Source organism: Flavicella sp. (genome assembly GCF_037132785.1).
Taxonomy (GTDB): Bacteria; Bacteroidota; Bacteroidia; order Flavobacteriales; family Flavobacteriaceae; genus Flavicella.
The window spans coordinates 1-25843 of record NZ_JBAHZZ010000035.1; the positions used below are offsets into that span (position 1 = coordinate 1).

Consider the following 25843-nt stretch of genomic DNA (forward strand, 5'->3'; position numbering starts at 1 on the left):
AAACTAAAGGAAAATGAACCAAAAAATAGATCCATAACTAACATAAACAATGAAAATAAGAAAAAAAAATATAAATTTTTAGATTTAAAAAGTCAAAATTGAAATCTAAAACTGAAAAGAGCATTATGCAACGGTCTTTAGATATTCAAATACACCTATGTTATCCGTTGATGCTGTCCAGCTAATCTCAGCACTACTATCAGTGATATTTGTTACATCAATATTGCTAGGTGTTGTTGGAGCCTCCACGTCAGTATTACCACTTATTAAATTCCAATTGTCTTCAGTCGCTATGCCTCCCCAAATTAAGGTGGCCAAATAAGGGTTGTCAATAAAGGGATTTCTGTTTTTTTGATAGTCTAATATCACATTGTTTCTGTTTATTTCAAATATAGAAACAGGATCTTCTTGATTCCACTCTAGGAAAAGACTAATCATATTTGTATCGATATCTAATATACTGCCAGACCCAACATTTATAGGTAAACAATTTGTTTGAGATGTTTTTTCTCCAGTGCCGTGATACCTCATACATATACATTACAATACGGGCAACGTCTCCTTTCCATTCATCGCCTGGATACCAACCACCGTTAGATTGTGGTCCAGAGTTTCCTGAGCCATCGGTAAATTTTCGATTACTTCTACTTGAATTATAACCTGCATCTGCTGGGCGTAAGTTGTGTAAATCTGTTCCAGGTCCAATACTTCCTGTTTCAAGGCTAGGGTTCAATGACTTTGCAAAAACATGCTCTCTATTCCAGTTAAGAGGATCTCCTGGAGAGCCTTGATTATTATTTCTAGTTCTGTCGTTATTATTATCAGAATCGCTATCGTCATAACCATAAATTAAGAGTATATTACTTGAGATATCTGGGTCTTTATCAGATATTTTTAAAACATCCCAGGTGTCTGTTGAGCTGCTTGTATAGGGAATCCCCTGGTGGTTATTAATTGTAATTGTTGCCAAATCATTAAATAAAACGGTACTTGTGTTTGTAAAGTCAATACCATTATAGTAGCTAGGTATTTGAGCAAAAATATTGACGTTAACAAATAGCAGAAAAATTATTTTTAGAGTTTTCATTTTGTAGGTATGTATACCTACAAAATTCAATGTTTCATGTGTTTTTACGATGCCCAAATAGTTGTTGAATGTTTTAGGGTTAATGTTAAATGAAAATTCTAAAATTTTTAGAAGAGTTTGCTTTTTTCGTAGCTTTGATATAATTGACTGAATTTGCAATGCATTAATTCTAAATTTTTCCAATACAATGGCAGAAAGGTTAAATGGAAAAATTCAAGAAAATAAAATAATTGCCAAAGGATACAGAACTTTTAAGAATTTTAGAAGTGCAATTCTTTTTTTTCTTGGAGGACTTTTTAATCTATATCCATAAAATTGAGGGTAGAACCAATAGAATATATATAATTAAAAAACGATGAATTAACATAGGTTAATTCATCGTTTTTTGATTATTATATTATTTTTAATAGGAAGTAGCTTTTTTTACCTCTTTGTAGTAAAACATATTTATTAGCTATTAAATCTGAATTGCTAATAGAAAAACCTTCTTTAACTTTCTCTTTATTTACAGAAATTGAATTTTCTTTTAAAGCTCTTCTTACTTCACCATTAGATTTTAAGAAATCCGTATCTGCAAAAGCAGCAACGATATCAAAACCTGTTTTGATTTTACTTTTATCTACTTCTGCTTGTGGGACACCAGAAAACACATCTAAAAATGTTTGTTCGTCTAAAGATTTTAAATCATCAGCAGTAGATTTCCCAAATAATATAGAAGATGCTTTTACGGCATTGTTATAATCCGATTCAGAATGTACTAATATAGTTACCTCTTTGGCAATTGTTTTCTGCAGTAATCTCAGATGAGGAGCTTCTGCATGTTCAGCGATTAGTGTTTCAATTTCTTCTTTACTTAAGAAGGTGAATTTTTTGATAAAAGCTATTGAATCTTCATCTGAAGAATTCAACCAATATTGGTAAAACTTATAAACTGATGTTCTCGATTTGTCTAGCCAGATATTTCCTCCTTCAGATTTCCCAAATTTAGTTCCGTCTGCTTTTGTAATCAAAGGACAGGTTATAGCATAAGCTTTTCCTTTTGCTTTTCTGCGAACTAATTCTGTTCCAGTAGTAATATTTCCCCACTGATCTGAACCTCCCATTTGTAATTTACAATTGTTGTTTTCATACAAATGAAGAAAATCATACCCTTGAAATAATTGATAGGTGAATTCTGTAAAAGACATACCGTCACCTTCTCCGCTTACTCGTTTTTTTACAGATTCTTTTGCCATCATATAGTTTACCGTAAGGTGTTTCCCAATATCACGTACAAAATCGATCAATGAAAATTCCTTCATCCAATCGTAGTTATTTACCAATTCAGCACCATTTGAAGTTTCGCTGTTGAAATCAAGAAAACGTTCTAATTGACTTTTTATACCTGCTATGTTTTTATTTAAGGCATCCTCATTTAATAAATTACGTTCTGCTGATTTTCCTGATGGATCGCCAATCATTCCTGTTGCTCCTCCAACCAAAGCAATTGGTTTATGCCCTGCTTTTTGAAAATGCATTAGAATAATAATTGGAATCAAACTACCAATGTGTAAAGAGTCCGCTGTCGGGTCAAATCCGATATAACCAGAGGTAACTTCTTTATTTAAAAGTTCTTCAGTTCCAGGCATGATATCATGTAACATACCTCTCCATCTAAGTTCTTCAACAAAATTTGTAGTCATGTGTTTTTTTTGCAAATATAGTAATTCGAAAGCAAGAGACAAAGCTACAACAGTTGAGATTTAGCAAGGTAAATTCATAATTTTAGGTTATTTTCGTCGCATGATTTTAGTTACAGGAGGTACAGGAATGTTAGGCGCTCATTTGTTGTTCCAATTGATCAATTCAGGAGAATCCGTTCGAGCAATTTATAGATCAAAAAAGTCTAGGAAAAAGACTCGAAAAATATTTGAGTATTATGCTGAGGATGCTGATTTGGCTTTTTCGAAAATTGAATGGGTCAAAGCTGATGTTACAGATGTTCCTGCTTTGGAAACTGCTTTTTCTGATGTTGAAAAAGTGTATCACATCGCTGCATTGGTCTCTTTTGATGAGAAAAACGCTATGAAAATGAGATTGGTAAATATAGAGGGTACTGCTAATATTGTAAATTTGTGTATTGCCTTTGGTGTTAAAAAATTATGTCACGTTAGCTCTATCGCGTCTGTTGCTAAGTCGGTTGGAAAACCTTTGATTGATGAAAAGGATGAGTTTAATTTATTGACCAATAATTATAGTTACGCAATTACCAAGTATGGTGCTGAAATGGAAGTGTGGCGAGGAACACAGGAAGGCTTGGATGTTGTAGTTGTAAATCCAGGTGTGATTTTAGGACCTGGTTTTTGGAGTGAAAATTCAGGTATGTTGTTTACCATGATTTACAAAGGAACTCCTTTTTATACAGAGGGATTAACTGGGTTTGTTGGGGTAGATGATGTTGTTACTGTTATGCTAAAGACTATGGATTCTGTGGTTAAAAATGAACGTTTTATTTTGGTTTCAGAAAATATTAGTTTTAAGGAAGTGTTGTTTGATATTGCAGGTTTATTACAAAAGAAAAGGCCGAGAATTAAAGTAACAGCTTTTATGGCTGCAATAGGTTGGAGACTTTCATGGTTAAAATCTACGTTTGCTGGGGGTGTTAATAATTTTTCAAAACATACAGCAAAATCTGCAAATAATAAATCGTATTATAATTCAAGAAAGGTTCAAAAAACTTTCGATTTTGAATTTGAAAAAATGACAAGTGTGATAGCTAAAATAGCGAAACAATTTTTACGAGATATTAATTAATTTTTTTATTTAGAGACCCATTGTCATTACTAAAAGTCTCTGCTAGTGAAAGTGAGTCAATTAGCATTAAAAGTTCTTCTGGACTAAGAGAATCGACGATTTTTAATTTCATAATACTATCATGAATTCTGGCTTTTGTTTTGTTTGCTTCTTTTATTGAGTCTTTCAATATTTTTGCAGTTGAGATACTATCCTTACTAATAGAATCACTGACTTTTTTTGTCTTTTTGTAATCTTTATTAAGATTTTCTAATTTGACTTCTACTTCTTTATAAATTTTTTCGTACTCATCAATTTTTGTAGTATAATAATAATTACTCTTTCTAAATCGAGTACTGTCGATCCCGTATTTTTCGTAGACCAAAAAGGTATAGTCAATATTTCGTTCGTCAAATTTGTTTCTATAAACCTTAGATGCGCTTGCTAAATATATGTCAGATAGTAAAAGCACCATAGAGTCTTTTGGAATTAGATCACTTGGTTTTTTGAAAATAGTATTACTTGTACAGGAAACCATACAGGTAATTAAAAGTATGAGTAAACTATTTTTCATAGTTATCTATTGAATTGTATTCTTTGTCCTTTTATTTTGTCGTTGAATTTGCCTTCGTCAAAAATTAAGTTACCATTTACAAAAGTTTTTACAATTGTAGATTTAAATTCGGTTCCTTCAAAAGGAGTCCAACCACATTTATATAAAGTGTTTTCTTTGGTTGCTGTCCAGGATTTATTTAAGTCTACTAAAACTAAATCGGCGTAATATCCTTCTTTTATATAACCTCTCTTTTTTATTTCAAACAAAATTGCAGGGTTGTGACACATTTTATCTACCACTTTTTCTAATTTAATTTTACCTTCTTTGACAAAATTAATCATGGCAGGTAAAGCGTGCTGAACAAGAGGACCACCGCTTGGTGCATTTGTATAAACGTTTTGTTTTTCTTCGAATGTATGCGGAGCATGGTCAGTTGCAATTACATCAATTCTATCGTCTAACAAAGCCTTCCATAATCCTTGCCTATCAGTTGCTGATTTTACTGCAGGATTCCATTTGATAAGAGTTCCTTTAGAATCGTAATCTTTATCTTCAAAAGATAAGTGATGTATACAAACTTCGGCAGTGATTTTTTTGTTTTTTAAGGGAATGTCATTTCTGAAAAGTTCCGTTTCCTTGGCTGTTGATAAATGAAAAATATGCAATCTAGCACCTGTTTCCTTCGCTAGCTTAATTGCTTTTGAAGAAGATAAATAACAGGCTTCTTCGCTTCTGATTCTTGAATGGTATTTCATGGGGATATCATCGCCATATTTATCGTGGTATTCTTTAAAGTTTCGTTTTATGGTTTCTTCATCTTCACAATGCACTGAAATGACCATGTCTGTAGAAGAAAATATTTTTCTTAAGACATCTTCATCATCAACCAACATGTTGCCAGTAGAAGACCCTAAAAATAATTTGATACCAGCTACTTGTTGAGGGTCTGTTTTTAATAATTCCTCTAGGTTATCGTTAGTACCGCCAAACATAAATGAATAATTTACATAAGATGTTTTTCGAGCAGTCTCGAATTTCTTTTCTAGCTCCTCTTGATTTGTCGCTTGAGGTATTGTGTTTGGCATCTCAATAAAAGTTGTAATGCCTCCAGCTGCTGCTGCTCTACTTTCTGTAGCAATATTAGCCTTATGAGTTAAACCAGGTTCTCTAAAGTGCACTTGATCATCAATAGCACCAGGTAATAAATATTTACCGTTGGCATCAATAATTGTAGCGTTGTTTGGGGCAGAAAGATTCTTGCCTATTTTGGTTATGAATTCACCATCAATTAACACATCACCATTGGTCGTTTTACCTTCGTTTACAATGTTGGTGTTTTTAATAAGAGTTAAGCTCATGATATATGTTTAGGAAAGTCCTTTTAATTTTAATTGAATAACACCAAAAACTGCTTCTGTAATAATAGAGCCATTCATCTTTGATGTTCCTTTTGTTCTGTCTGTAAATACAACTGAAATCTCTTTAATAGGGAACTTGTGTTTCCATGTTTTAAATTTCATTTCTATTTGAAAAGCGTAGCCTACAAATTGAATTTCATCTAAATTTATAGTTTCTAAAACACTTCTGTGGTAGCAGACAAAACCAGCAGTGGTGTCATATAATGGTATTCTTGTAATAAATTGGACGTATTTTGAGGCAAAGTATGAAAGTAACAATCTTTTGATATTCCAATTGATTACATTTATATTATTGTTCACATATCTAGAACCTATAGAAAGTTTAGCTCCTTCATTTTTACAAGCGTTGTATAATTTTATAAGATCTTTTGGATTATGCGAAAAGTCGGCATCCATTTCTATGATGTAATCATAGTCCTTTTTTAAAGCCCACTTAAATCCGTGAATATAAGCGCTACCTAAGCCTTTTTTTCCATTTCTTTTTTCCAGAAAAAGACGATTAGGATATTCTTGTATTAACTCTTCAACAGTTTCAGGTGTTCTATCTTTAGAATTGTCATCGACTACTAAAATGTGAAACTTCTTTTGATCACTAAAAACGGCTAAAATAATTTCTTTGATATTTTCAATTTCGTTTAGTGTTGGAATTATTACAAGAGTGTCAGACATAAGTGTAAAATAGACTACAAATGTATGATTTTTTATTACTAATTTTACATTAAATTTTTTTGATAATTTATAATTATATTTTAGAAGTTGTTTGTTATGAATTTAGGTCTAGAAAGAACTTTTGATAATAATGACAAATTAACGCTAGTTTATTGTGTCGTTTTTTTAATAATAACCTTTTTGAGATTGAAATACTTTAGAGTGATTTTGGTTTTGTTGAGAAGTCTATACTCCAATAAATATTTTCTAGAGTATTCTAATGAATTTCAAGATATGTTTAATGCCATTAAAATTTCACTATTTATAGTTCAGAATTTAATTTTTAGCATTTTTTTTTATTTAGTAGCTGGATTTTTGGGGTTTGATATGAACGGAGATTCTGATCTGTTTTTTTTGAAAACATTTGGTAGTATTACTTTGTTTTTATCGGGGCATTATTTATTATTATTAATGCTTGCCAAAATTTTTGATTTTTCTGAGCATTTTAGACAAATTCATGTTTTGAAAGTTAACTATCTTAAATTAGTCACTTTAGTATTGTTGCCTGTTTTGTTGTTTTTCACCTACGTAGATATTGAAAACACAAAATTTTCCAGTACTTTTTTAATTTGTTTTTTTGCGATTTTATTAATGTTAAGAGCTGTACTGCTATTGGTTAAGAATAATAAATTCATAATTGAAAGTTTGTTTTATTTTATTGTGTATCTTTGCACACTTGAAATAGCACCAGTATTATTAATATATAAAGTAGTGGTGAATAAATAGGATATTGTATGAAAGTGAAAACTATTCTTGTGTCTCAGCCAGAACCTAAAGGAAATTCCCCTTATTTTTATTTATCAGAAAAGCAAAAGGTTAAAATAGATTTTAGATCTTTTATTCATGTTGAAGGTATTTCTGTAAAAGAAGTCCGAGCTGAAAAAATTGATTTAAAAAATTATACGGCTGTAATTTTAACAAGCAGAAATGCAGTAGATCATTTCTTTAGAATTGCTGAAGAACTTAGGTTCTCTGTTCCTACAGATATGAAATACTTTTGTCAGTCTGAAGCTGTAGCTTATTATTTACAAAAGTATGTTGTTTATAGAAAACGTAAAATTTATGTAGGTCAAAGATCTTTTACAGATTTAGGAAAGCTGATTAAAAAGCATAAAGCAGAAAGGTTTTTATTGCCTTCTTCTGATAAGTTAAAGGATATGATTCCTGTTACTTTGGATGAATTAGGTGTGACTTGGACTCGTTTGGATTTGTATAAAACAGTGATGAGTGATCTTTCTAGCTTAGAAAATGTCATGTATGACGTGTTAGTATTCTTTAGTCCGTCTGGAATTGATTCTTTGTTTAAGAATTTCCCCGACTTTAAGCAAAAGGATACTCGTATAGCCGTTTTCGGTAATACTACTGTAAAAGCAGCTACTGATGCAGGATTGAAAATTAATATCTTGGCACCTACGCCAGAGAGCCCATCGATGACAATGGCTTTGGAGAAATATATTAAAGAAGCAAATAAGTAAAAATTGAAGGAATAAATAAAAACCCCCGTTTGTATTGTAACAAACGGGGTTTTATGTTTAAAAAAGTAGTGCGTAAATTTCTTCAATTTTGGAAACGCTTATGATTTCTATAGCTCTACCTTCTTTTTTGAATTTATTGAATTTGGAAATAAATATTTTGTCGAAACCCAGTTTTTCTGCTTCAGAAATTCGTTGGTCTATTTTGTTTACAGGTCTTATTTCTCCAGCTAATCCTATTTCTGCTGCAAATGTGTAATTTTGTGGTATGGACTCGTCTTCATTTGAGGATAAAATAGCAGAGACAACAGCCAAGTCAATTGCAGGATCGGCTACATGGATTCCGCCAGTGATATTTAAGAATACATCTTTAGCAGCAAGTCTAAATCCGGCTCTTTTTTCTAAAACAGCCAGTATCATATTGAGTCTCTTTAAATTGTATCCAGTTACGGAGCGTTGAGGTGTTCCGTACACAGCAGAGCTTACTAAAGCTTGGACCTCTATCATTAAAGGTCGCATTCCCTCAAGGGTTGCGGCAATTGCAGTTCCGCTTAAATCCGAGTCTTTTTTGTTGATTAATATTTCAGAAGGATTGGTGACTTCCCTTAATCCGCTTCCTAACATTTCATAAATACCGAGCTCTGCAGTAGATCCGAATCTGTTTTTTTGTGAACGTAATATTCTATACGTATGATTTCTATCTCCTTCAAATTGTAAAACAACATCCACCATATGTTCTAGAATTTTTGGACCAGCAATTGTTCCTTCTTTATTGATATGACCAATAACTAAAACAGGTGTGCCTGTTTCTTTTGCGAATTTAATGAGTTCTGCAGTTGTTTCTTTGATTTGAGAAACGGTTCCTGGAGATGCATCTATTTGATCAGTGTATAAAGTTTGAATAGAATCTATAACCAAGATATCCGGTTTTATTTTTTCAATGTTCTTGAAAATGTTTTGAGTTTTGGTTTCGGTAAGGATAAGGCAATTAGAGTTTTTGTATTGAAGCCTTTCTGCTCTCATTTTTATTTGTGATTGGCTTTCTTCTCCTGAAACGTATAAAACTTGCTGATCCATTTCTAAGGCGATCTGAAGAAGTAGTGTTGATTTCCCTATTCCAGGTTCGCCACCCAAAAGAATTACAGACCCAGGAACAATCCCTCCTCCTAAAACGTTATCTAATTCTTTATTTTGAGTGTGAATCCTTTGTTCTTTGTTTACCTCAATTTCCGAAATTGCTAATGGTATATTTATGGTTTTTGAAATGTTCGTTTGTTTCCAGTTTCGTTTTTCTTCTTTTTGAATAATTTCCTCTACAAGAGTATTCCATTCGTGACAAGCGGTGCATTGCCCTGACCATTTTGAAAATTGTGTTCCGCAGTTTTGACAGAAAAAAGTAGTTTTATGTTTTGCCATGTCTTTGTGTTCAATTACAAAGAAAAGAAATTACTGGAGAAGATTAAGAATTAATATTTTTTGATTTATTAAAAAGAGGTAAAAATAAAAAAGAAAGACCGCCAAAGACTAAAATCATAAGAGTTTGTGAGGTCCATATAATCCAGCCAAAGCTAAGTCCTGCAACTTCCGAAACTCCGTAAAGAAGTAGTGCACTCTGAATTGCAATAGGATAAGCTCCAATCCCTCCGCTTGTTGCGGCATAACTAAATGTGGCTATTACAAAGCTAATTAAAACCGCATTGATTGAGATGTCTGATGTTTCTGGAATTGCAAATTTTGCAACATATAACATTAGAATATACATAACCCAGATAAAGATTGTATGAAAAAGAAAAGCCCATTTTTTCTTCATCGTCAGTATACTTTTTACTCCTATAATTAAATCAGATATAAAAGTTCTAAGTTTGATGATTAAGGGTTTTTCAGTTTTTTTCATCCATTTAAAGAGTAAAAACACACCAAATAGTAATACGGCAATTGCAGTGATTGTATAAAGAGGATTTTGAGGTAATTTTTTTATGAGTTCATTTTTTATCAATTCATACTGTGCAAAGAAAGCAAGTAGGATGAGTAATACATACATAATTAAATCTGCTACTCTTTCAGCAACAATGGTTCCGAATCCTTTTTCAAAAGGCACATCTTCATATTCGGTTAAGATAGCTGCTCTTGAAAGTTCTCCTGCTCTTGGGATTCCTAGGTTTACTAGGTACGCAATGAAAACTGCCATTGCAGTGTTTAGAAACTTGGGTTTGTAGCCAAGAGGCTCAAGAGTGAATTTCCATCGATATGCTCTAGAAAGGTGGCTTAATATTCCGAATAATAAAGAAAGAAATACCCACCAATAATTGGCTGTTTTAAATGAAATCTTTACACTTTCAACATCTTCAGGAGTTAATTTAGATAGTGAGATCCAAATTAAAAACACCCCTAGTGTCAAGGGGATTGTTTTTTTTAATATGTCTTTTATTGCTAAAGTCAAATTACTTTAAGGAATTGTTTTTTTCGTTTGGGAAAACCAAGCACGGTTTGAATTTTTTAGCCTCTTCGAAATCTAGAGTCGCATAGGATATGATGATTACAATATCTCCTTTGGCAACTTTTCTTGCTGCGGGACCGTTTAAGGTAATCTCACCACTATTTCTAGCTCCTGGAATTACATAGGTTTCTAGTCGTTCTCCGTTATTGATGTTGACAATTTGAACCTTTTCTCCTTCAATTAGATTAGAGGCGTCCATTAAAGCTTGATCGATAGTGATACTTCCAATGTATTGTAAATCGGCACCAGTAACGGTAACTCTGTGTATCTTAGATTTTATTACTTCTATTTGCATCGTGCAAAATTAGTGAATTTGTAGAGAAGTAGAAACACGGCTTGTCGAATTTGTTAGAAATTGAATAAGTTACCTATTGTAGTGAAATATTGTCAATTAGCCTTATTTTACCTGCATAAACGGCAATAAATGCACGGTAGTTTTTTGAATTGTCTTTTTTTGTGATGGATTGAAGTGTTTTTTCGTCTGCAATTTCAAAATACTCGAGATCCAAGATGTCGTTTTTTTCAAATATTTGTTTTATCCCGTTGTTTATTTCTGTGATTGATTTTGTTTGAAAATTAATTACTGAATTTTTAAGTGCTTTGTAGATTAAGGGAGCCTCTTTTTTTTGATTTTCTGTTAACCTAGTGTTTCTAGAACTCATAGCAAGCCCGTCTTTTTCTCGGAAAATTGGGCAGCCGATAATTTCAATGTCAAAGTTTTCCTTATGAGTCATTTTTCTAATGATCTGAAGTTGTTGAAAATCTTTTTCGCCAAAATAAGCTTTGGTAGGGGAGATTATTTCAAAAAATTTTTTGACGATGGTACCAACTCCGTCAAAATGATTTTGTCGATGTTTGCCTTCCATTTCGTATTCTAGGCCATCAAAAGAAAAAGATTCTGAATCCACCTTGTTTTGATAAATTTCTGATGACTGAGGTGTAAAGACTAAGTCACAACCTGTTTTTTTTAATAAAAACAAATCTTCTTCCAACGTAGTAGGGTAATTGTCTAGATCTTCTTTTTTATCAAATTGAGTTGGGTTGACAAAAATGGTTACTATAGAAAAATCGTTTTCTTGCGTTGATTTTTTAATTAATGACAAGTGCCCTTTATGTAGTGCACCCATAGTTGGCGTTAGTCCAATGGTTTTTTTGAGTGATTTTAAGGATGATATAATTGAAGTTACTTCCTCAATCTTTGTAATGATCTTCATGATGTTTGGCTCTAAATTGTGTGCAAACTTAGTATTTTAACATGAATTTATCATAAAAATTCGTACTTTTGCAAGAATCTACAAATTTAAGTGTTTTGACCATGAAAGATAAGAGAGTATTGTACGTTTCATCTGAAGTTTCACCATATTTACCAGAGACAGAAATGTCGTCAACATCGTTTGAGGCTGCAAGAAAAGCACATCATAAAGGTGTTCAAACAAGAATTTTTATGCCTAGATATGGTGTGATTAATGAAAGAAGATATCAGTTACATGAAGTAATTCGTTTGTCTGGAATGAATCTGATCATCAATGATATGGATATGCCATTGATTATTAAAGTTGCCTCTATTCCGAAGGAAAGAATGCAAGTTTATTTTATTGATAATGAAGAGTACTTTAAAAGAAAAGGTACGATTAAAGATGAAAATAGTGAGTTGTTTTTAGATAATGACGAACGTGCTATTTTCTTTGCAAAAGGTGTTATAGAGACCGTTAAGAAATTAAATTGGGCTCCAGATATTATCCATGTACACGGATGGATGGCTTCTCTTTTACCTTTGTACCTAAAAGAATATTATAAAGATGATCCGTTGTTTACAGAAAGTAAAATAGTAACATCTTTATACAAATCTGATTTTGAAGGAGCTTTGAATTCTGAATTGATTAACAAGATAAAATTTGATAATATTTCTGACGAAAAGGTTGCAATTTTAAAAGATCCAAGTCATTTGAATATACTCAAAAGCGCAATTGCTAATTCTGATGGTATCATTCAAGCAACTGAAGAATTATCTTCAGAGTTGACAGATTTCGTGAATGTACAAAATGTACCTACTTTAGAATTTCAATCAGAAGAAACTTTTGCGGATGCTTATTTAGACTTTTATTCTAATGAAATTTTAAATTAAACATACACTAAGGATTTCTGACAATAGAGCTTATAAGTACTATGTAATGTAATAATTGTCTTTTTATTGCTGATATTGTTTTTTACAGCCTGTTCAGATGATAAATTAAATAGTATTGATGTTGGATTTATTGATAATTTGAATTTTGTTAGTAATTGATAAAAAACTATGTGTGGAATTACCGGATATATAGGAAGTAGAGATGCTTACCCTATAGTCATAAAAGGATTACAAAGACTTGAATATAGAGGCTACGATAGTGCTGGTTTAATGCTGTATAACAAAGGTGTTACTTCTGTGTTTAAGACAAAAGGAAAAGTGGTAGACCTACAAGCTATTGTAAGTAAAGAGGATAGAAATGGGAGTGTTTGTATTGGTCATACTAGATGGGCAACCCACGGCGTTCCAAATGACGTAAACTCTCACCCACATGTTTCCAATTCGGGTGATTTAACTATCGTTCATAATGGTATTATAGAGAACTACGATACAATTAAAAAGGAATTAGTAGAAAGAGACTATGTCTTTAAGAGTGATACGGATACTGAAGTATTGGTCAACTTAATTGAAGAGGTTCAAATCCAAAAAAAATGTAAGTTAGCAAAGGCTGTACAATTGGCATTAAATGATGTTATTGGAGCTTATGCAATTGTTGTTTTTGATAAAAAGGAAACTGGTAAAATGATTGTTGCAAAACTAGGCTCTCCACTAGCCATTGGAATTGGGGAGGCTAATAAAGAGTTTTTTATTGCTTCTGATGCTTCTCCATTTATAGAATACACTAAAAATGCTATTTATTTAGAAGATGAAGAGCTTGCTGTGATAGAAGTGGGTAAAGAGGTTGAAGTGCGGAAAATTCATGATGATTCTGCTGTAGAACCTGAAATTCATGCTTTAAAATTGAATTTGGCTCAAATTGAAAAGGAAGGATTTGATCACTTTATGCTAAAAGAAATTTACGAGCAGCCAAAGGCTATAATTGATACTTATAGGGGAAGGTTACTTCCTAACGAAGGTATTATTAGAATGGCTGGAGTAGAAGAGTATATTGACCGTTTTAAAAATGCCGATAGAATTGTCATTATTGCTTGTGGTACTTCTTGGCATGCGGGTTTGGTTGCGGAATATTTATTTGAAGATATTGCTCGAATTCCTGTAGAAGTTGAATATGCTTCGGAATTTAGATATAGAAATCCAATTATTACTGAAAAAGATGTTGTGATTGCAATTTCTCAATCAGGTGAAACTGCGGATTCATTGGCAGCGATTAAAATGGCGAAAGCTAATGGAGCTTATGTATTTGGAGTTTGTAATGTTGTTGGATCGTCAATTGCACGTGAATCTCATTCAGGCGCTTATACACATGCAGGTCCAGAGATTGGTGTTGCATCAACGAAAGCATTTACAACTCAGATTACATTATTGACATTGATGGCGTTGAAGTTAGGAAAAGAGAAAGGTAGTATATCAAACTCTGACTTCCATGCTTATTTGCAGAATATGGAGTTGATTCCTTCACAAGTTGAGAAAATATTAAAACAAGATACGTTAATTAAGAAAATAGCATCTGAGTTTTTAGAGACATCAAGTTGTTTGTTTTTAGGAAGAGGTTATAACTTTCCAGTAGCCTTAGAAGGTGCCTTGAAATTAAAAGAAATTTCATATATACATGCAGAAGGGTATCCTGCAGCTGAAATGAAACACGGCCCTATCGCTTTGATAGAAGATGGATATCTAGTGATTGTAGTAGCAATCAATAAAGGTCATTATGAAAAAGTAGTGAGTAATATTCAGGAGATAAAATCTCGTAAAGGAAAGATTATTGCTATTGTAACTGAAGGAGACACAGTCGTAAAAAAAATGGCTGATTATGTTATTGAAATACCTGAAGTAGATGAGGCTTTAAGTCCTTTATTAACAACAATTCCATTACAATTACTTGCGTATTATGTAGCTGTATTAAGAGGGTGTAATATAGATCAACCAAGAAATTTAGCAAAGTCTGTTACAGTTGAGTAGACTTGTAAAATAATATATAAAAACCCAATACTTGATTGTATTGGGTTTTTTGTTTAAAAAAGTTCTTTGATGTTCGCTGCAAATAGTTTTATGGCGATTGCTAATAAAACAACTCCAAATATTTTTCGTATTATTTGAATGCCTATATTTCCCAGCAGTCTTTCAATTGTAGTGGAAGTTTTTAGTACAATGTAAATAAGAATGACATTTAATAGTACTGCTGCAATAATATTTTCAATTGAATATTCAGCTCTTAATGAGAGTAGAGTAGTTAAACTACCTGGTCCTGCTATTAAAGGAAATGCAATAGGAAATATTGAAGTGGTATCTGCACTGTTTTCTTCTTCTTTGTATAGGGTGATTCCCAATATCATTTCTAAAGCAATAAAGAATAATATTAAAGAGCCAGCCACGGCGAAAGAATTGACATCAATTCCAATATAATTAAGAAGATTTTTTCCAAGGAAAAGAAAGGCGATCATGATAAACCCAGAAATTATAGCCGCTTTTCCAGATTCTATACGACCAGCTTTTTTTCTCAGGTCGATAATTACAGGAATGTTTCCAATAACGTCTATAACGGCGAAAAGCACCATAAATGCAGTAAATATTTCTTTTAAATTGAAATTCATCTTCTTTTTTTGGCAAAATTTACGAAAAATAAATAGAATAAATATTTTTTTCTACACAGTTCTTAAAATCATCTTGATTCTGTATTTTTGCAGAATGTTTCAATTAGGAAAAACCATCGTGTCAGAAGAGATTATCGAAAAAGAATTCGTTTGTAATCTTTCAGCTTGTAAGGGAGAATGTTGTATAGCAGGTGATGCCGGTGCTCCACTTGAAGAAAGTGAATTGCAAATAATGAAGGATATTTATGGAGATGTAAAACCATTTCTTCGTCAAGAAGGTATAAAATCAATTGAAGAACAAGGTATTTATACAACCAATGAATTTGGTGAACATGAAACTCCATTAATTGATAATGCAGATTGTGCTTATGTGATTTTTGATAAAAAAAACACTGCGCTTTGTGCTATTGAAGAGGCTTATAATAGTGGTTTAATTTCTTGGAAGAAACCTGTTTCTTGTCATTTATATCCTATTCGAGTGAGAGATTATTCTGAGTTTTCTGGGGTGAATTATGACAGGTGGGAAATATGTGATGATGCCTGCTCTTTGGGGAAAGAATTACAGGTTCCTGTATACAAATTCGTCAAACAAGCTCTGGTTCGAAAATTTGGTGAGGACTGGTATGCTGAATTAGAGAAAGTAGCTGAAGTTTATAAAAAATAACAGCTAAAATTATTTAGGAATTGACATTTCTTAAATGTCAATTTTTTCAAAATAATTTTCTAAAAAAGCATCTATTTTTTCTTTTAAGATATTGATAGAAATGTCTTCTTTTAGATAAATAGTTAAGTTTTCTTTCGCTCTATTTCTACTGATACTCTCTTGAACTTCTATAATTCGAATTCCATGAATATTTTCTAATAGAGACTTTAGTTGATTATCTAAGGAGGTGTCACTTAAATATATTTTTAAGGTTTGTTCTTTAGGAGAATTTCTTATTTCAGATCTATAGGGTAACATAGGCAGGTGAATTTAAGTGGTTCATAAAATATTGAACTAGGTAACACGTACAAGTTACCATTTTAGATTAAAAAATGCAAGTAGTAATTTCTTATAGATTGTTCTAATTTGAATGATTTTTTAATGTAAAATCATATGATTTGTTGTGTTAGAATATTGAATCCAATCAAGTCTTCGAAAACAACTGAAAGAAACGATTAGGTGCCCAAGAAATAGTTGTCTTAATATTGAACTATGATGATAGACTATTTTTTAAAATAAGGAGGTTTTAATTCAGCCAGCCTTCTCTATCTAAACTCCTATACTGTATCGCTTCTGAGATGTGTTGTGGTAATATGTTTGGTTGGTTATCTAAATCCGCAATCGTCCTGCTAACTTTTAAAATACGATCATAGGCCCTAGCAGATAAATTAAGTCTTTCCATGGCAGATTTTAGCATTTCTTTTGAATTGGAGTCTAAAGCACAGTAGGAACGGATTTGTTTGACTGTCATTTGAGCATTATAATGCGTGTAATCTGTATCTATAAATCGATCTGTTTGAGTTTTTCTAGCCGCAATAACACGTAACCTTATGGTTTTACTCGATTCTCCCGTTCTTTCTTCAGATAGCTTATTGAAAGGAACAGGGGTAACTTCTACATGGATGTCTATTCTGTCTAATAATGGACCTGATATTTTGCCTAAGTAACGTTGCATTTCATGAGGAGAAGAACTCATAGGGCTATCGGGGTTGTTGAAAAAGCCACTTGGACTTGGATTCATGCTTGCTACTAACATAAAACTACTAGGGTAGGTGACTGTAAATTTTGCTCTTGAAATGGTTACCTCTCTGTCTTCTAGGGGTTGACGCATTACTTCTAAAACACTGCGCTTAAATTCAGGGAGTTCATCTAAAAATAATACTCCATTATGGGACATTGAAATTTCTCCTGGCTGTGGGTATTGTCCACCTCCAACTAAGGCAACATCCGATATCGTATGATGTGGTGACCGAAAAGGGCGTTTATTCATTAAGCCAAAATTATCTTTTACCTTTCCTACTACTGAATGAATTTTTGTAGTTTCAAGCGCTTCTTGTATTGTCATAGGCGGTAAAATACTTGGTAATCTTTTTGCTAACATTGTTTTTCCTGACCCAGGAGGACCAATTAAAATAACATTATGTCCACCAGCTGCTGCAATTTCTAAACATCTTTTTATGGATTCTTGTCCTTTAACATCAGAAAAATCAAATTCAGTATTGTCGATGGTTTTGTTAAATTCTTCTTCAATATTTATTGTCATTGGAGATAATTTTGTTTTACCATCAAAAAAGGAGATAAGCTCTGTAATATTTTCTATTCCATAAACAATTAACCCCTCAACAATTGCCGCTTCCTTGGCATTCTGTTTTGGTAATATAATCCCTTTAAAACCTTCTTTTTTTGCTTGGATAGCAATAGGAAGAGCTCCCTTTAAGGTCTGTAAACTTCCGTCTAAAGACAATTCTCCCATAATAATGTATTCCTTTGTTAATTCAGGTTTTATTTGATTGGAAGCTGCTAGGATTCCAACGGCAAGGGTTAGGTCATATGCAGATCCTTCTTTGCGTAAATCTGCAGGAGCCATATTGATGGTTATTTTTTTTCCGGGAAGTTTGTAACCAATATTATTTAGAGCAGCAGAAATACGATAGCTACTTTCTCTTACTGCATTATCAGGAAGACCAACTAAATGATATCCAATTCCTTTGTCAATATTTACTTCAACGGTAATCGTGGTGGCTTCAATGCCAAAAACGGCTGAGCCGAATACTTTTGTCAACATAGCAATTTGTTTTAAAAATTGATTTTATTTTAATAAAACTTAAAGAATAGAAAACATTATTCCATTAAAGATAAAGAAAGTTGAATAAGGTTTCAATTTTCAGGACACAAAATAATAGTAATACCATTTAAACCTTTATTAGGCAAGTTTATAATGTCTATAACCTTTCTAGGTGTGCCAGCGAGTTGATTTGTTAAGCTATGGGAAGAGGTTATAGCAAAAAACAGAGTGTTTTTCACTACAGTTCTCCATAGGCTCGAATCCATAGCAAATTATTGAGGTTTTTATATGAGATATAGTTTATCCTTCAATAGTTATTTTAAATGTATCCAGGGTTTACCTACTTTTAGTAATTCTTTTCCAGCGACATCATTAATTATTATTCCAGCCATCATATACCAAGCAGATAGGGCACAAACAATTAATACATAAGCTGCAATTGGAGTAAATTCATGTGATACAAAATGTGCCAAATCTAAAAAAATAAAGCCCAATAATAAGGTTGTAAAGGTTACCGCCATCGCGGTATGAATAAATAATGAAGCTACCCAAAGAATAAATGTTAATAAAGTCCAAGCAACTAAATAGTAACCAATATCAGTTTCAGAAGATTTGTAAATACCGAAATCATTCAATATCCAAATAAAACCCAATCCAATCCAAAAAGCTCCATAGCTAGTAAATGCAGCAAACCCAAAATTATTTCCAGTTTTTTGTTCTAAAAAACCTGCAATCATTTGTGCGAAACCTCCAAAGATAAAGCCCATCGAAACTACTGGCCCTAATCCACACAATCCTAAGTTATGAAACTGTAATAATAAGGTTGTTAACCCAAATCCCGCTAAACCTACAACAGCTGGATTTCCTAATTTTATTGTACTCATAAGTTATGTGTTTATTTTTTTATTAATACGAATATTCAGTGTTTTAATATATAATAGCTCTATATCTAGTTCTTGATTAGCTATAATACAAACTCATCTAGTTATCAAATTTGAGAAAAACAAATTTTAAAGAAGTATTAAAAGTAACAAGTTGTTTAGTTCCGTAATTATAAATATAGCAAGAATTGTTTATTTTAGCAAGAATTTATATCTTTATTATCTATTAATGAATAAGAGAATTACGCTTAAGGAAATAGCAATAAATTTTAACGTTTCTATTGCGACAGTATCTAAAGCTTTAAAAGACAGTCATGATATTGGTTTGGCTACTCGGAAAAAAATCAAGGATTTTGCAGATGAAAAAGGTTACAAGCGGAATATTTATGCACTAGGTTTAAAGCGAAGTAAAACAAAAACCATAGGGCTGATTCTTCCGAATATTTTAAATACATATTTTGCAAAAGTTTTTAGTGGAGTAGAAAAGATTGCAAACGAGCATGGTTATCATGTGATTATTTCAATTTCAAATGATAGTTATAAAAAAGAAGTTGATGCAACTAATTATTTTTTGAATGGAACCGTAGATGGGTTTATTGTTTCTCTAGCGGAAGAAACGCAAAAAATGGAGAGGTATGAACACTTTGAAGGGGCAAAAAAATACGGTATTGGGATGGTTATGACCGATCGAGTATCTGATGAAATAATTTGTGATAAGGTGGTTGTAGATGATTTGGAGGCGGCTTATAAAGCCACTAATTATTTTATAAAAAATAACAGAAAAAACATTGCTTTGGTGTCTATAATTAGTCATACAAGTGTCGGTAAACTAAGAGTTCAGGGGTATAAAAATGCTTTAGAAGAGAATGGATTATCGATTGACGAAAACATGATTTTAAGGATAGGGAAAAACGATGATATTGAAACTATATTAAAGATTGTAATTGGTAGTAGAAAAGTGGATGCTATACTGTGTTTAGAGGAGTCTGCCACGATAGATACTTTAGAAATATTAAAAAGACAAAAGTATAAGATTCCAAAAGACATTTCATTGATTGGGTTTACCAATGGCGAATTGGCTCAGCACGCAACTCCAAAAATAACCACTGTAAGTCAGCACGGTGTCTTTATGGGTGAGCAGGCAATGCGTTTTCTGTTAGAACGTCTGCATGCTATGGAGAATGGTATCAAACTTGATTCAAGAACAAAAACAATTAAAACAAGCATTATGGAAAGAGCATCAACAAGAAAAAAAACGGAAAAAACAGGAACTAAAAAAGGAAGGTATTAACCTTCCTTTTTTAGTTTATAACGTATTTCAAATCGTTTTTATAGCTTGATATGATTATGGATTTAGTTTCCTTTAGCGTAATCAGCTAAAAACTGTGCCAATCCACTATCTGTTAAAGGGTGTTTTAACAAACCTTCAATAGCTGATAAAGGACCTGTGATAACATCGGCTCCTAATTTAGCACAGTTAATAATATGCATTGTATGTCGTACGGATGCAGCTAAAATTTCAGTTTTAAAACCATAGTTATCATAGATCAATCTGATTTCTTCAATAAGGTTCATTCCATCTGTTGAGATATCATCTAAACGACCTATAAAAGGGGAAACATAAGTAGCTCCTGCTTTGGCAGCTAATAAAGCCTGACCAGCAGAAAAGACTAAAGTTACATTGGTTCTAATTCCTTTTGACGAAAAATATTTACATGCTTTTACGCCATCTTTAATCATAGGAAGTTTTACTACAATTTGAGGATGTAAGGCAGCTAAAGCTTCACCTTCTTTTACCATTCCCTCAAAATCTGTAGCAATTACTTCCGCAGAAACATCGCCATCAACGGTTTCACAGATGTCTAAGTAATGTTGTGATATGTTTTGTTGACCCTTAACTCCTTCTTTTGCCATCAAAGAAGGGTTGGTCGTTACTCCATCTAAAACCCCTAAATCTTGCGCTTCTTTAATCTGTTTAAGATTTGCTGTGTCTATAAAAAATTTCATAATGTTTTGTGTTTGATATTGATAGTTGTCATTTTATTTGACACTATTATTGTTGTTTGTTTTTATTTTTTTTTCCAAAGACTTTCCATTTCTTCAAGTGTTTTTCCTTTGGTTTCAGGAACGTATTTCATAATAAAAAACATAGCCAAAAGACTCATAGCCGCATAAATCCAATAGGAAAAACCATTATTGAATGTTTCTTTTAGATATGAATTTTCATTCATCATGGGGAAAGTTAAGGATACCACATAATTGGATATCCATTGTGCTGCTACCGCTATTGCCAAGGCTCTTCCTCTAATTTTATTTGGGAAAATTTCGGCTAATAATACCCATGCTACAGGTCCCCAACTCATTGCAAAACTTGCTACATAAAGCATCATGCAAAATAATGCGATATAACCGGAAGCACCTGTAAAGAATACAAAGCCTAAAGAAAGCATGGAAATTGCCATACCTAAAGCTCCAATGATCATCAAAGGTTTTCTTCCGTATTTATCAACTGTTCTAATAGCTACAATTGTGAAGAGAAAGTTTACAATTCCTACAACAATCGTCATTAATAACGCACTGTTAGTTCCCGAAGAAAATGTTTTGAAAATTTCAGGTGCGTAATAGAGTACGACATTGATTCCTACAAATTGTTGAAAAACAGAGATCATTACACCTATGATAATTACGAACCAGCCAAAGGATAAAAGATGTCCAGAGCTTTTCTCGTTCATAGAAATATTAATGTCATCAAATACCTTTTTTCCTTCTTTTTTACCATTTACTTTTATTAAAACGGTTAATGCTTCTTCTGGTCTGTTTCGTAACATTAAAGATCGAGGAGTATCTGGTACAAAGAATAATAATCCTAAGAACAAGCCTGCTGGTATTACTTCAGAAGCAAACATCCATCTCCATCCAACATCGTTTAGCCATTCATCTGACCCTCCACTTCTAGAAATAAAATAGTTTACAAAGTAAACAACAAGAAAACCACCAACGATGGCTAATTGATTAAAAGAAATTAGTTTACCTCTGCTTTTAGCAGGTGCAATTTCTGCGATATACAGGGGAGATAACATAGATGCCAATCCAACTCCAATTCCACCAATAATTCTATAAATTATAAAAACAGTTGATAAAGTGTGGTCTCCTTCTCCGATTGGAGAAATAAACATTTCTGGCATTGAAGATCCTAAAGCTGAAATAAGGAATAGGATTGCAGCAAGAATCAAACCATTTTTTCGACCTAATTTTTTACTTATAATTCCTCCAAACAAGCCTCCAACGACGCAACCGATTAAGGCACTTGAAACTAAAAACCCTTTAAATGCACTTGCGGCAGTTTCACTCAATCCTTTTGGAGTTACAAAAAAGTGATCTAAAGAACTTACAGTTCCAGAGATAACACCTGTGTCGTACCCAAATAGTAGACCACCTAATGTAGCAACTAATGTTAGCTTTAATAAGTAACTAGAGTTTGATTTTTCCATCTTTGTTGTTTAGTTTTTTTTGGAGGTTATAGTTGAAAAAAGGGTGTTGACAAATGTAACACCCTTTTTAAGACTATATGTATTGGTTGATTATATTTTCAAATAATTCTTGTTTACCGCTTTTTAAGCTTAATTCACCGTTTTCAGCAGCGATTTTATATAAATCTTGTAGATTTAAATTTCCTTTTTCGAAATCTAATCCTTTACCCGAGTCGAAAGAACTGTAACGTTCTGTTCTTAATTTATCATAAGGTGAAGAAGTAATGATTTTATCTGCAATTAATAAAGCACGAGCAAAAGTATCTGCCCCACCAATGTGTGCATGGAATACGTCGTCTAAATCTGTTGAGTTTCTTCTGATTTTAGCATCAAAATTGACACCGCCACCTTGTAAGCCTCCTGCTTTTAGGAAAACCAGCATAGCTTCTGTAGTTTCTTGGATATTATTTGGAAATTGATCTGTATCCCATCCATTTTGATAATCTCCTCTGTTGGCATCTAAACTTCCTAGCATTCCCGCTTTAGCAGAAACTTCCAATTCGTGTTGGAAAGTATGTTGTGCTAAAGTAGCGTGATTTACTTCAATGTTTATTTTAAAATCTTTATCTAAACCATATTCTTTTAAGAATCCGATTGCCGTAGCAGAATCAAAATCGTATTGATGTTTAGATGGCTCCATTGGTTTTGGCTCAATAAAGAAATTACCTTTAAATCCTTGCGCACGAGCATAATCTTTACACATACCTAAGAAACGTCCCATATGGTCTAATTCGCGGCCCATATCCGTATTTAGTAAAGACATATAACCTTCACGACCACCCCAGAATACATAGTTTTCACCACTTAAAGCGATTGTAGCATCCAAGGCTAATTTTATTTGTCCACCTGCTCTTGCAACTACATCGAAATCAGGATTTGTAGATGCTCCGTTCATATAACGAGGGTTAGAGAAACAGTTTGCGGTACCCCATAACAATTTGACTCCTGAAGCGGCTTGTTTTTGCTTTAAGTAATCAGTAATGGTATGTAATCTGCTTTCAGATTCAGCAAATGTTTTTCCTTCTTGTATCAAGTCAAAATCATGGAAACAATAGTATCCAAATCCCATTTTTGTTGTGAATTCAAAAGCAGCATCCGCTTTGTCTTTTGCAGCCTTAACTGGATCAGAGGCTTTGTCCCACTCAAAATGTTGTGTCCCAGCCCCGAAAGGATCGGATCCTTGACCACAGAAAGTATGCCAGTAAGCAATAGAGAATTTAAAATGATCTCGCATTGTTTTTCCTGCTACAATTTGGTTCGGATTATAATATTTGAATGCCAACGGATTGTCAGATTCTTTTCCCTCAAATTTAATTTCTCCAATACCTTTGTAATATTCTTTTTCTCCAATTAATGCCATAATTCTATTTTTTTTATTTTTTATTTAGTAAAATTTCTAGTTCTTTTTTCCAGTTATTGTAAGCTTCTAAATAAGGAGCTTTATCGTCCAATGGTGTATAGGTCATTACATGATCGTTTTGTGTAATGTTGTCACTAAATTTTTTAAAATCACCATTTGTCAACCCTGCTGCTCTTGCTGCTCCGACAGAACCTGTAGTATTGTATATTTCAATTTCATGACCAATTAATGTAGTCACTGTTTGAGAAAAAATTTGTGAGCGGAAAAGATTGTCGTTACCAGCTCTTACAACATTTATTACTGCGTTGTCATTTTTTAAAATTTCCATTCCGTACACGAATGAAAAAGCAATCCCCTCCAAGGCTGCACGATAGATATGTCCTTGGTTGTGTTTGTTAAAATTGATATTCACGTAATGACTACCTATATTTTTGTTGTTTAATATTCGCTCTGCTCCATTTCCAAAAGGAATAATCACTAGACCATCTGATCCAACAGTAACTTCTTCCGCTTTTTGGTTCATTTCTTCATAGGAATTGGCCGCCAAATTGTCTTTTAGCCATCTGTATTGAATACCAGAACCATTGATACACATCAGTTTTCCTAAGACTGGGTTTTCTTTGGTGTAATTTACATGTGCAAAATTATTAATTCTTGAAGATTCTTTGGATTGTAATGAATTGGTAACGGCATAGATTACACCAGAAGTACCTCCAGTAGCTGCAACTTCACCATGATTAAAGACATTTAATGAAAGTGCATTGTTAGGTTGATCTCCTGCTCTGTAGTTAATCGTTGCGCCTTCTGGTAGCCCTGATTCTTGCGCTCCTTTTTTATCAACTTTTCCTTGATTGCAGAAGTTTTCTACAATATCAGGCGTTAAAGAAGCATCGATTCCGTAATATTCCAATAAAAATGTAGCTAACGTATCTGTTTGGTAATCCCATAGGATACCTTCAGAAAGTCCGTTTTTAGTGGTGGTAAATACACCTGTAAGTTTATAAGCAATATAATCTCCTGGCAGCATGAATTTGTGGATTTTTGCATACAAGTCAGGTTCATTGTCTCTCACCCATTTTAGTTTAGATGCTGTAAAGTTTCCTGGCGAGTTTAATAGTTTGGTTGTACAAGTTTCTTTTCCTATTTTTTCAAAAGCAATATTTCCAATTTCAACCGCTCTACTATCACACCAAATGATTGCATCTCTTAGTGATTTTCCTTCTTTGTCTACTACCACTAAACCATGCATTTGGTATGAAATTCCAACTCCGGAAATAAGAGAAGAATCTATGTTTGCTTCTTTAATAGCTCTTTTGGACGCGATACAAGCATATTTCCACCAAGTATCAGGGTTTTGTTCCGCCCAATCTGTATGAAGTGCGTTGATTTCCATTTCGTTTTTGGGTTCGTTTACGCTGGCAATCTTTTTACCTGTTGAAGCCTCTACGATGGCAACCTTTACAGAAGAGCTACCTATGTCATATCCTATATAATACAAAGTCGAAAATTTTAGTGTTAAGTTTCAAATTTAAAGCTTCGTTAAGACTAAATCAAGTTATTCTGTTGTTTTACTAATGAGGTCAGGACGTGTGTGTATACAAGTGAACCGTGTAAGTATCTGTTTGTTAGGTCTTAATATTTTTGAGTTGGATTACTTAATCGTTTAAGTAAAAAAGATTATTGTAGCTTTTAAAATGTTTATTCTGATTTTTTTGAATAAATTTATAGTTGATAATTTTAAGGTAGTATGATTACAATTAAAGAAATTGCGATTTTAGCACAGGTGTCTTCAGATACGGATGATAGAGTTATTCACAAGAGATCTGGGGTTTCCAAAAAGACGGCTGATAAAGTTAATAGATTGCTAAATGAATCTAATTTTACTGAGTTAGTCATTTAGTTTCTGTATCTTAGTGTCCTTAACTATAACAGATATGGATGTTTTTCAAGGTCAAAATATACTGAGTTTTATAAAAGAACTACCAAATGATGAAGCTTGTAAGGCTTATTTAGCCAAA

At 32.8% G+C, this 25843-nt stretch carries 27 protein-coding genes and 1 pseudogene; 10 read left to right on the forward strand and 18 right to left on the reverse strand.

The features are described from left to right. Positions 1-123: 123 nt before the first annotated feature. Together V5787_RS02045 and V5787_RS02050 are read right to left on the reverse strand one after the other, a co-directional pair. Positions 124-438 carry an endonuclease gene (locus V5787_RS02045; RefSeq protein ID WP_336891623.1) on the reverse strand — a complete coding sequence of 105 codons (315 nt, stop codon included), beginning with the start codon at positions 436-438 and terminating at the stop codon, positions 124-126. Continuing rightward, positions 431-1087, reverse strand: a complete 657-nt coding sequence (locus V5787_RS02050; protein ID WP_336891624.1) for an endonuclease — start codon at positions 1085-1087, stop codon at positions 431-433. The genes V5787_RS02045 and V5787_RS02050 overlap by 8 nt, the downstream gene beginning before the upstream one ends. A 151-nt stretch (positions 1088-1238) precedes the next feature. On the opposite strand from V5787_RS02050, the gene V5787_RS02055 reads away from it, so the two are divergent. Next, complete coding sequence (locus tag V5787_RS02055; RefSeq protein ID WP_336891649.1) at positions 1239-1400, forward strand: transposase; 162 nt, start codon at positions 1239-1241, stop codon at positions 1398-1400. A 79-nt stretch (positions 1401-1479) separates the two neighbouring features. On the opposite strand, the gene tyrS is transcribed toward V5787_RS02055, so the two are convergent. Further along, complete coding sequence (gene tyrS, locus V5787_RS02060) at positions 1480-2769, reverse strand: tyrosine--tRNA ligase (protein ID WP_336891625.1); 1290 nt, start codon at positions 2767-2769, stop codon at positions 1480-1482. Positions 2770-2869: 100 nt separating this feature from the next. Here tyrS and V5787_RS02065 point away from each other — a divergent pair, with 100 nt between their 5' ends. Further along, positions 2870-3880, forward strand: coding sequence for an NAD-dependent epimerase/dehydratase family protein (locus V5787_RS02065; protein ID WP_336891626.1), 1011 nt, complete (start codon positions 2870-2872; stop codon positions 3878-3880). Here the strand turns inward: V5787_RS02065 and V5787_RS02070 are convergent. The 3 genes from V5787_RS02070 to V5787_RS02080 are packed head-to-tail and all read right to left on the reverse strand — an operon-like array spanning position 3873 to position 6502. Next, positions 3873-4433, reverse strand: a complete 561-nt coding sequence (locus V5787_RS02070) for a DUF4296 domain-containing protein (RefSeq protein ID WP_336891627.1) — start codon at positions 4431-4433, stop codon at positions 3873-3875. The genes V5787_RS02065 and V5787_RS02070 overlap by 8 nt on opposite strands. A 2-nt stretch (positions 4434-4435) precedes the next feature. Further along, positions 4436-5773, reverse strand: coding sequence for a dihydroorotase (locus V5787_RS02075; protein WP_336891628.1), 1338 nt, complete (start codon positions 5771-5773; stop codon positions 4436-4438). A 9-nt stretch (positions 5774-5782) separates the two neighbouring features. Then, positions 5783-6502 (reverse strand): polyprenol monophosphomannose synthase, encoded by a 720-nt coding sequence (locus tag V5787_RS02080; RefSeq protein ID WP_336891629.1) that lies wholly within the window; start codon positions 6500-6502, stop codon positions 5783-5785. Positions 6503-6598: 96 nt separating this feature from the next. Here V5787_RS02080 and V5787_RS02085 point away from each other — a divergent pair, with 96 nt between their 5' ends. Further along, positions 6599-7267, forward strand: coding sequence for a DUF4271 domain-containing protein (locus tag V5787_RS02085; RefSeq protein WP_336891630.1), 669 nt, complete (start codon positions 6599-6601; stop codon positions 7265-7267). A gap of 8 nt (positions 7268-7275) precedes the next feature. After that, positions 7276-8016, forward strand: a complete 741-nt coding sequence (locus V5787_RS02090; RefSeq protein ID WP_336891631.1) for a uroporphyrinogen-III synthase — start codon at positions 7276-7278, stop codon at positions 8014-8016. A gap of 57 nt (positions 8017-8073) precedes the next feature. Here the strand turns inward: V5787_RS02090 and radA are convergent, their stop codons facing one another. From radA to panC, 4 genes are all read right to left on the reverse strand, one after another. Then, complete coding sequence (gene radA, locus V5787_RS02095) at positions 8074-9429, reverse strand: DNA repair protein RadA (protein WP_336891632.1); 1356 nt, start codon at positions 9427-9429, stop codon at positions 8074-8076. Positions 9430-9472: 43 nt separating this feature from the next. Beyond that, positions 9473-10411, reverse strand: coding sequence for a lysylphosphatidylglycerol synthase transmembrane domain-containing protein (locus tag V5787_RS02100; RefSeq protein WP_336891633.1), 939 nt, complete (start codon positions 10409-10411; stop codon positions 9473-9475). 43 nt (positions 10412-10454) lie between these two features. After that, the gene (gene panD / locus V5787_RS02105; RefSeq protein ID WP_336891634.1) at positions 10455-10805 is read right to left on the reverse strand and encodes an aspartate 1-decarboxylase; all 351 of its coding nucleotides are present in this window, start codon (positions 10803-10805) and stop codon (positions 10455-10457) included. 73 nt (positions 10806-10878) lie between these two features. Beyond that, the gene (gene panC / locus V5787_RS02110) at positions 10879-11724 is read right to left on the reverse strand and encodes a pantoate--beta-alanine ligase (RefSeq protein ID WP_336891635.1); all 846 of its coding nucleotides are present in this window, start codon (positions 11722-11724) and stop codon (positions 10879-10881) included. Between the two features lie 101 nt (positions 11725-11825). On the opposite strand from panC, the gene V5787_RS02115 reads away from it, so the two are divergent. Both V5787_RS02115 and glmS read left to right on the forward strand, forming a co-directional pair. Continuing rightward, positions 11826-12635, forward strand: a complete 810-nt coding sequence (locus V5787_RS02115) for a glycogen/starch synthase (protein ID WP_336891636.1) — start codon at positions 11826-11828, stop codon at positions 12633-12635. Between the two features lie 168 nt (positions 12636-12803). Next, positions 12804-14654, forward strand: coding sequence for a glutamine--fructose-6-phosphate transaminase (isomerizing) (gene glmS / locus V5787_RS02120; RefSeq protein WP_336891637.1), 1851 nt, complete (start codon positions 12804-12806; stop codon positions 14652-14654). A gap of 53 nt (positions 14655-14707) precedes the next feature. Here the strand turns inward: glmS and V5787_RS02125 are convergent, their stop codons facing one another. Next, entirely contained in the window at positions 14708-15286 is a 579-nt protein-coding gene (locus V5787_RS02125; RefSeq protein WP_336891638.1) for a MarC family protein, read from the reverse strand. 94 nt (positions 15287-15380) lie between these two features. Here V5787_RS02125 and V5787_RS02130 point away from each other — a divergent pair, with 94 nt between their 5' ends. Further along, the gene (locus V5787_RS02130; protein ID WP_336891639.1) at positions 15381-15950 is read left to right on the forward strand and encodes a DUF3109 family protein; all 570 of its coding nucleotides are present in this window, start codon (positions 15381-15383) and stop codon (positions 15948-15950) included. A gap of 30 nt (positions 15951-15980) precedes the next feature. Here the strand turns inward: V5787_RS02130 and V5787_RS02135 are convergent, their stop codons facing one another. From V5787_RS02135 to V5787_RS02145, 3 genes are all read right to left on the reverse strand, one after another. Then, complete coding sequence (locus V5787_RS02135; protein WP_336891640.1) at positions 15981-16247, reverse strand: hypothetical protein; 267 nt, start codon at positions 16245-16247, stop codon at positions 15981-15983. Positions 16248-16515: 268 nt separating this feature from the next. After that, complete coding sequence (locus tag V5787_RS02140) at positions 16516-18054, reverse strand: YifB family Mg chelatase-like AAA ATPase (protein ID WP_336891641.1); 1539 nt, start codon at positions 18052-18054, stop codon at positions 16516-16518. Between the two features lie 314 nt (positions 18055-18368). Next, positions 18369-18938, reverse strand: a complete 570-nt coding sequence (locus V5787_RS02145) for an acetate uptake transporter (RefSeq protein WP_336891642.1) — start codon at positions 18936-18938, stop codon at positions 18369-18371. Positions 18939-19164: 226 nt separating this feature from the next. Between V5787_RS02145 and V5787_RS02150 the strand changes: the two genes are divergently transcribed. Beyond that, complete coding sequence (locus V5787_RS02150; RefSeq protein WP_336891643.1) at positions 19165-20226, forward strand: LacI family DNA-binding transcriptional regulator; 1062 nt, start codon at positions 19165-19167, stop codon at positions 20224-20226. Between the two features lie 62 nt (positions 20227-20288). Here the strand turns inward: V5787_RS02150 and fsa are convergent, their stop codons facing one another. The 4 genes from fsa to V5787_RS02170 all read right to left on the reverse strand — a co-directional run bounded on the left by fsa (position 20289) and on the right by V5787_RS02170 (position 25323). Then, positions 20289-20942, reverse strand: coding sequence for a fructose-6-phosphate aldolase (gene fsa, locus V5787_RS02155; protein ID WP_336891644.1), 654 nt, complete (start codon positions 20940-20942; stop codon positions 20289-20291). A gap of 62 nt (positions 20943-21004) precedes the next feature. Further along, positions 21005-22426 (reverse strand): D-xylose transporter XylE, encoded by a 1422-nt coding sequence (gene xylE, locus V5787_RS02160; protein WP_336891645.1) that lies wholly within the window; start codon positions 22424-22426, stop codon positions 21005-21007. A 73-nt stretch (positions 22427-22499) separates the two neighbouring features. Then, positions 22500-23825 (reverse strand): xylose isomerase, encoded by a 1326-nt coding sequence (gene xylA, locus V5787_RS02165; RefSeq protein ID WP_336891646.1) that lies wholly within the window; start codon positions 23823-23825, stop codon positions 22500-22502. Between the two features lie 13 nt (positions 23826-23838). Next, entirely contained in the window at positions 23839-25323 is a 1485-nt protein-coding gene (locus tag V5787_RS02170) for an FGGY family carbohydrate kinase (RefSeq protein ID WP_336891647.1), read from the reverse strand. A 249-nt stretch (positions 25324-25572) separates the two neighbouring features. Between V5787_RS02170 and V5787_RS02175 the strand changes: the two genes are divergently transcribed. Next, the gene (locus V5787_RS02175; protein ID WP_336891648.1) at positions 25573-25725 is read left to right on the forward strand and encodes a LacI family DNA-binding transcriptional regulator; all 153 of its coding nucleotides are present in this window, start codon (positions 25573-25575) and stop codon (positions 25723-25725) included. A gap of 34 nt (positions 25726-25759) precedes the next feature. Beyond that, positions 25760-25843, forward strand: a pseudogene (locus V5787_RS02180) (IS1595 family transposase); the annotation flags it as partial.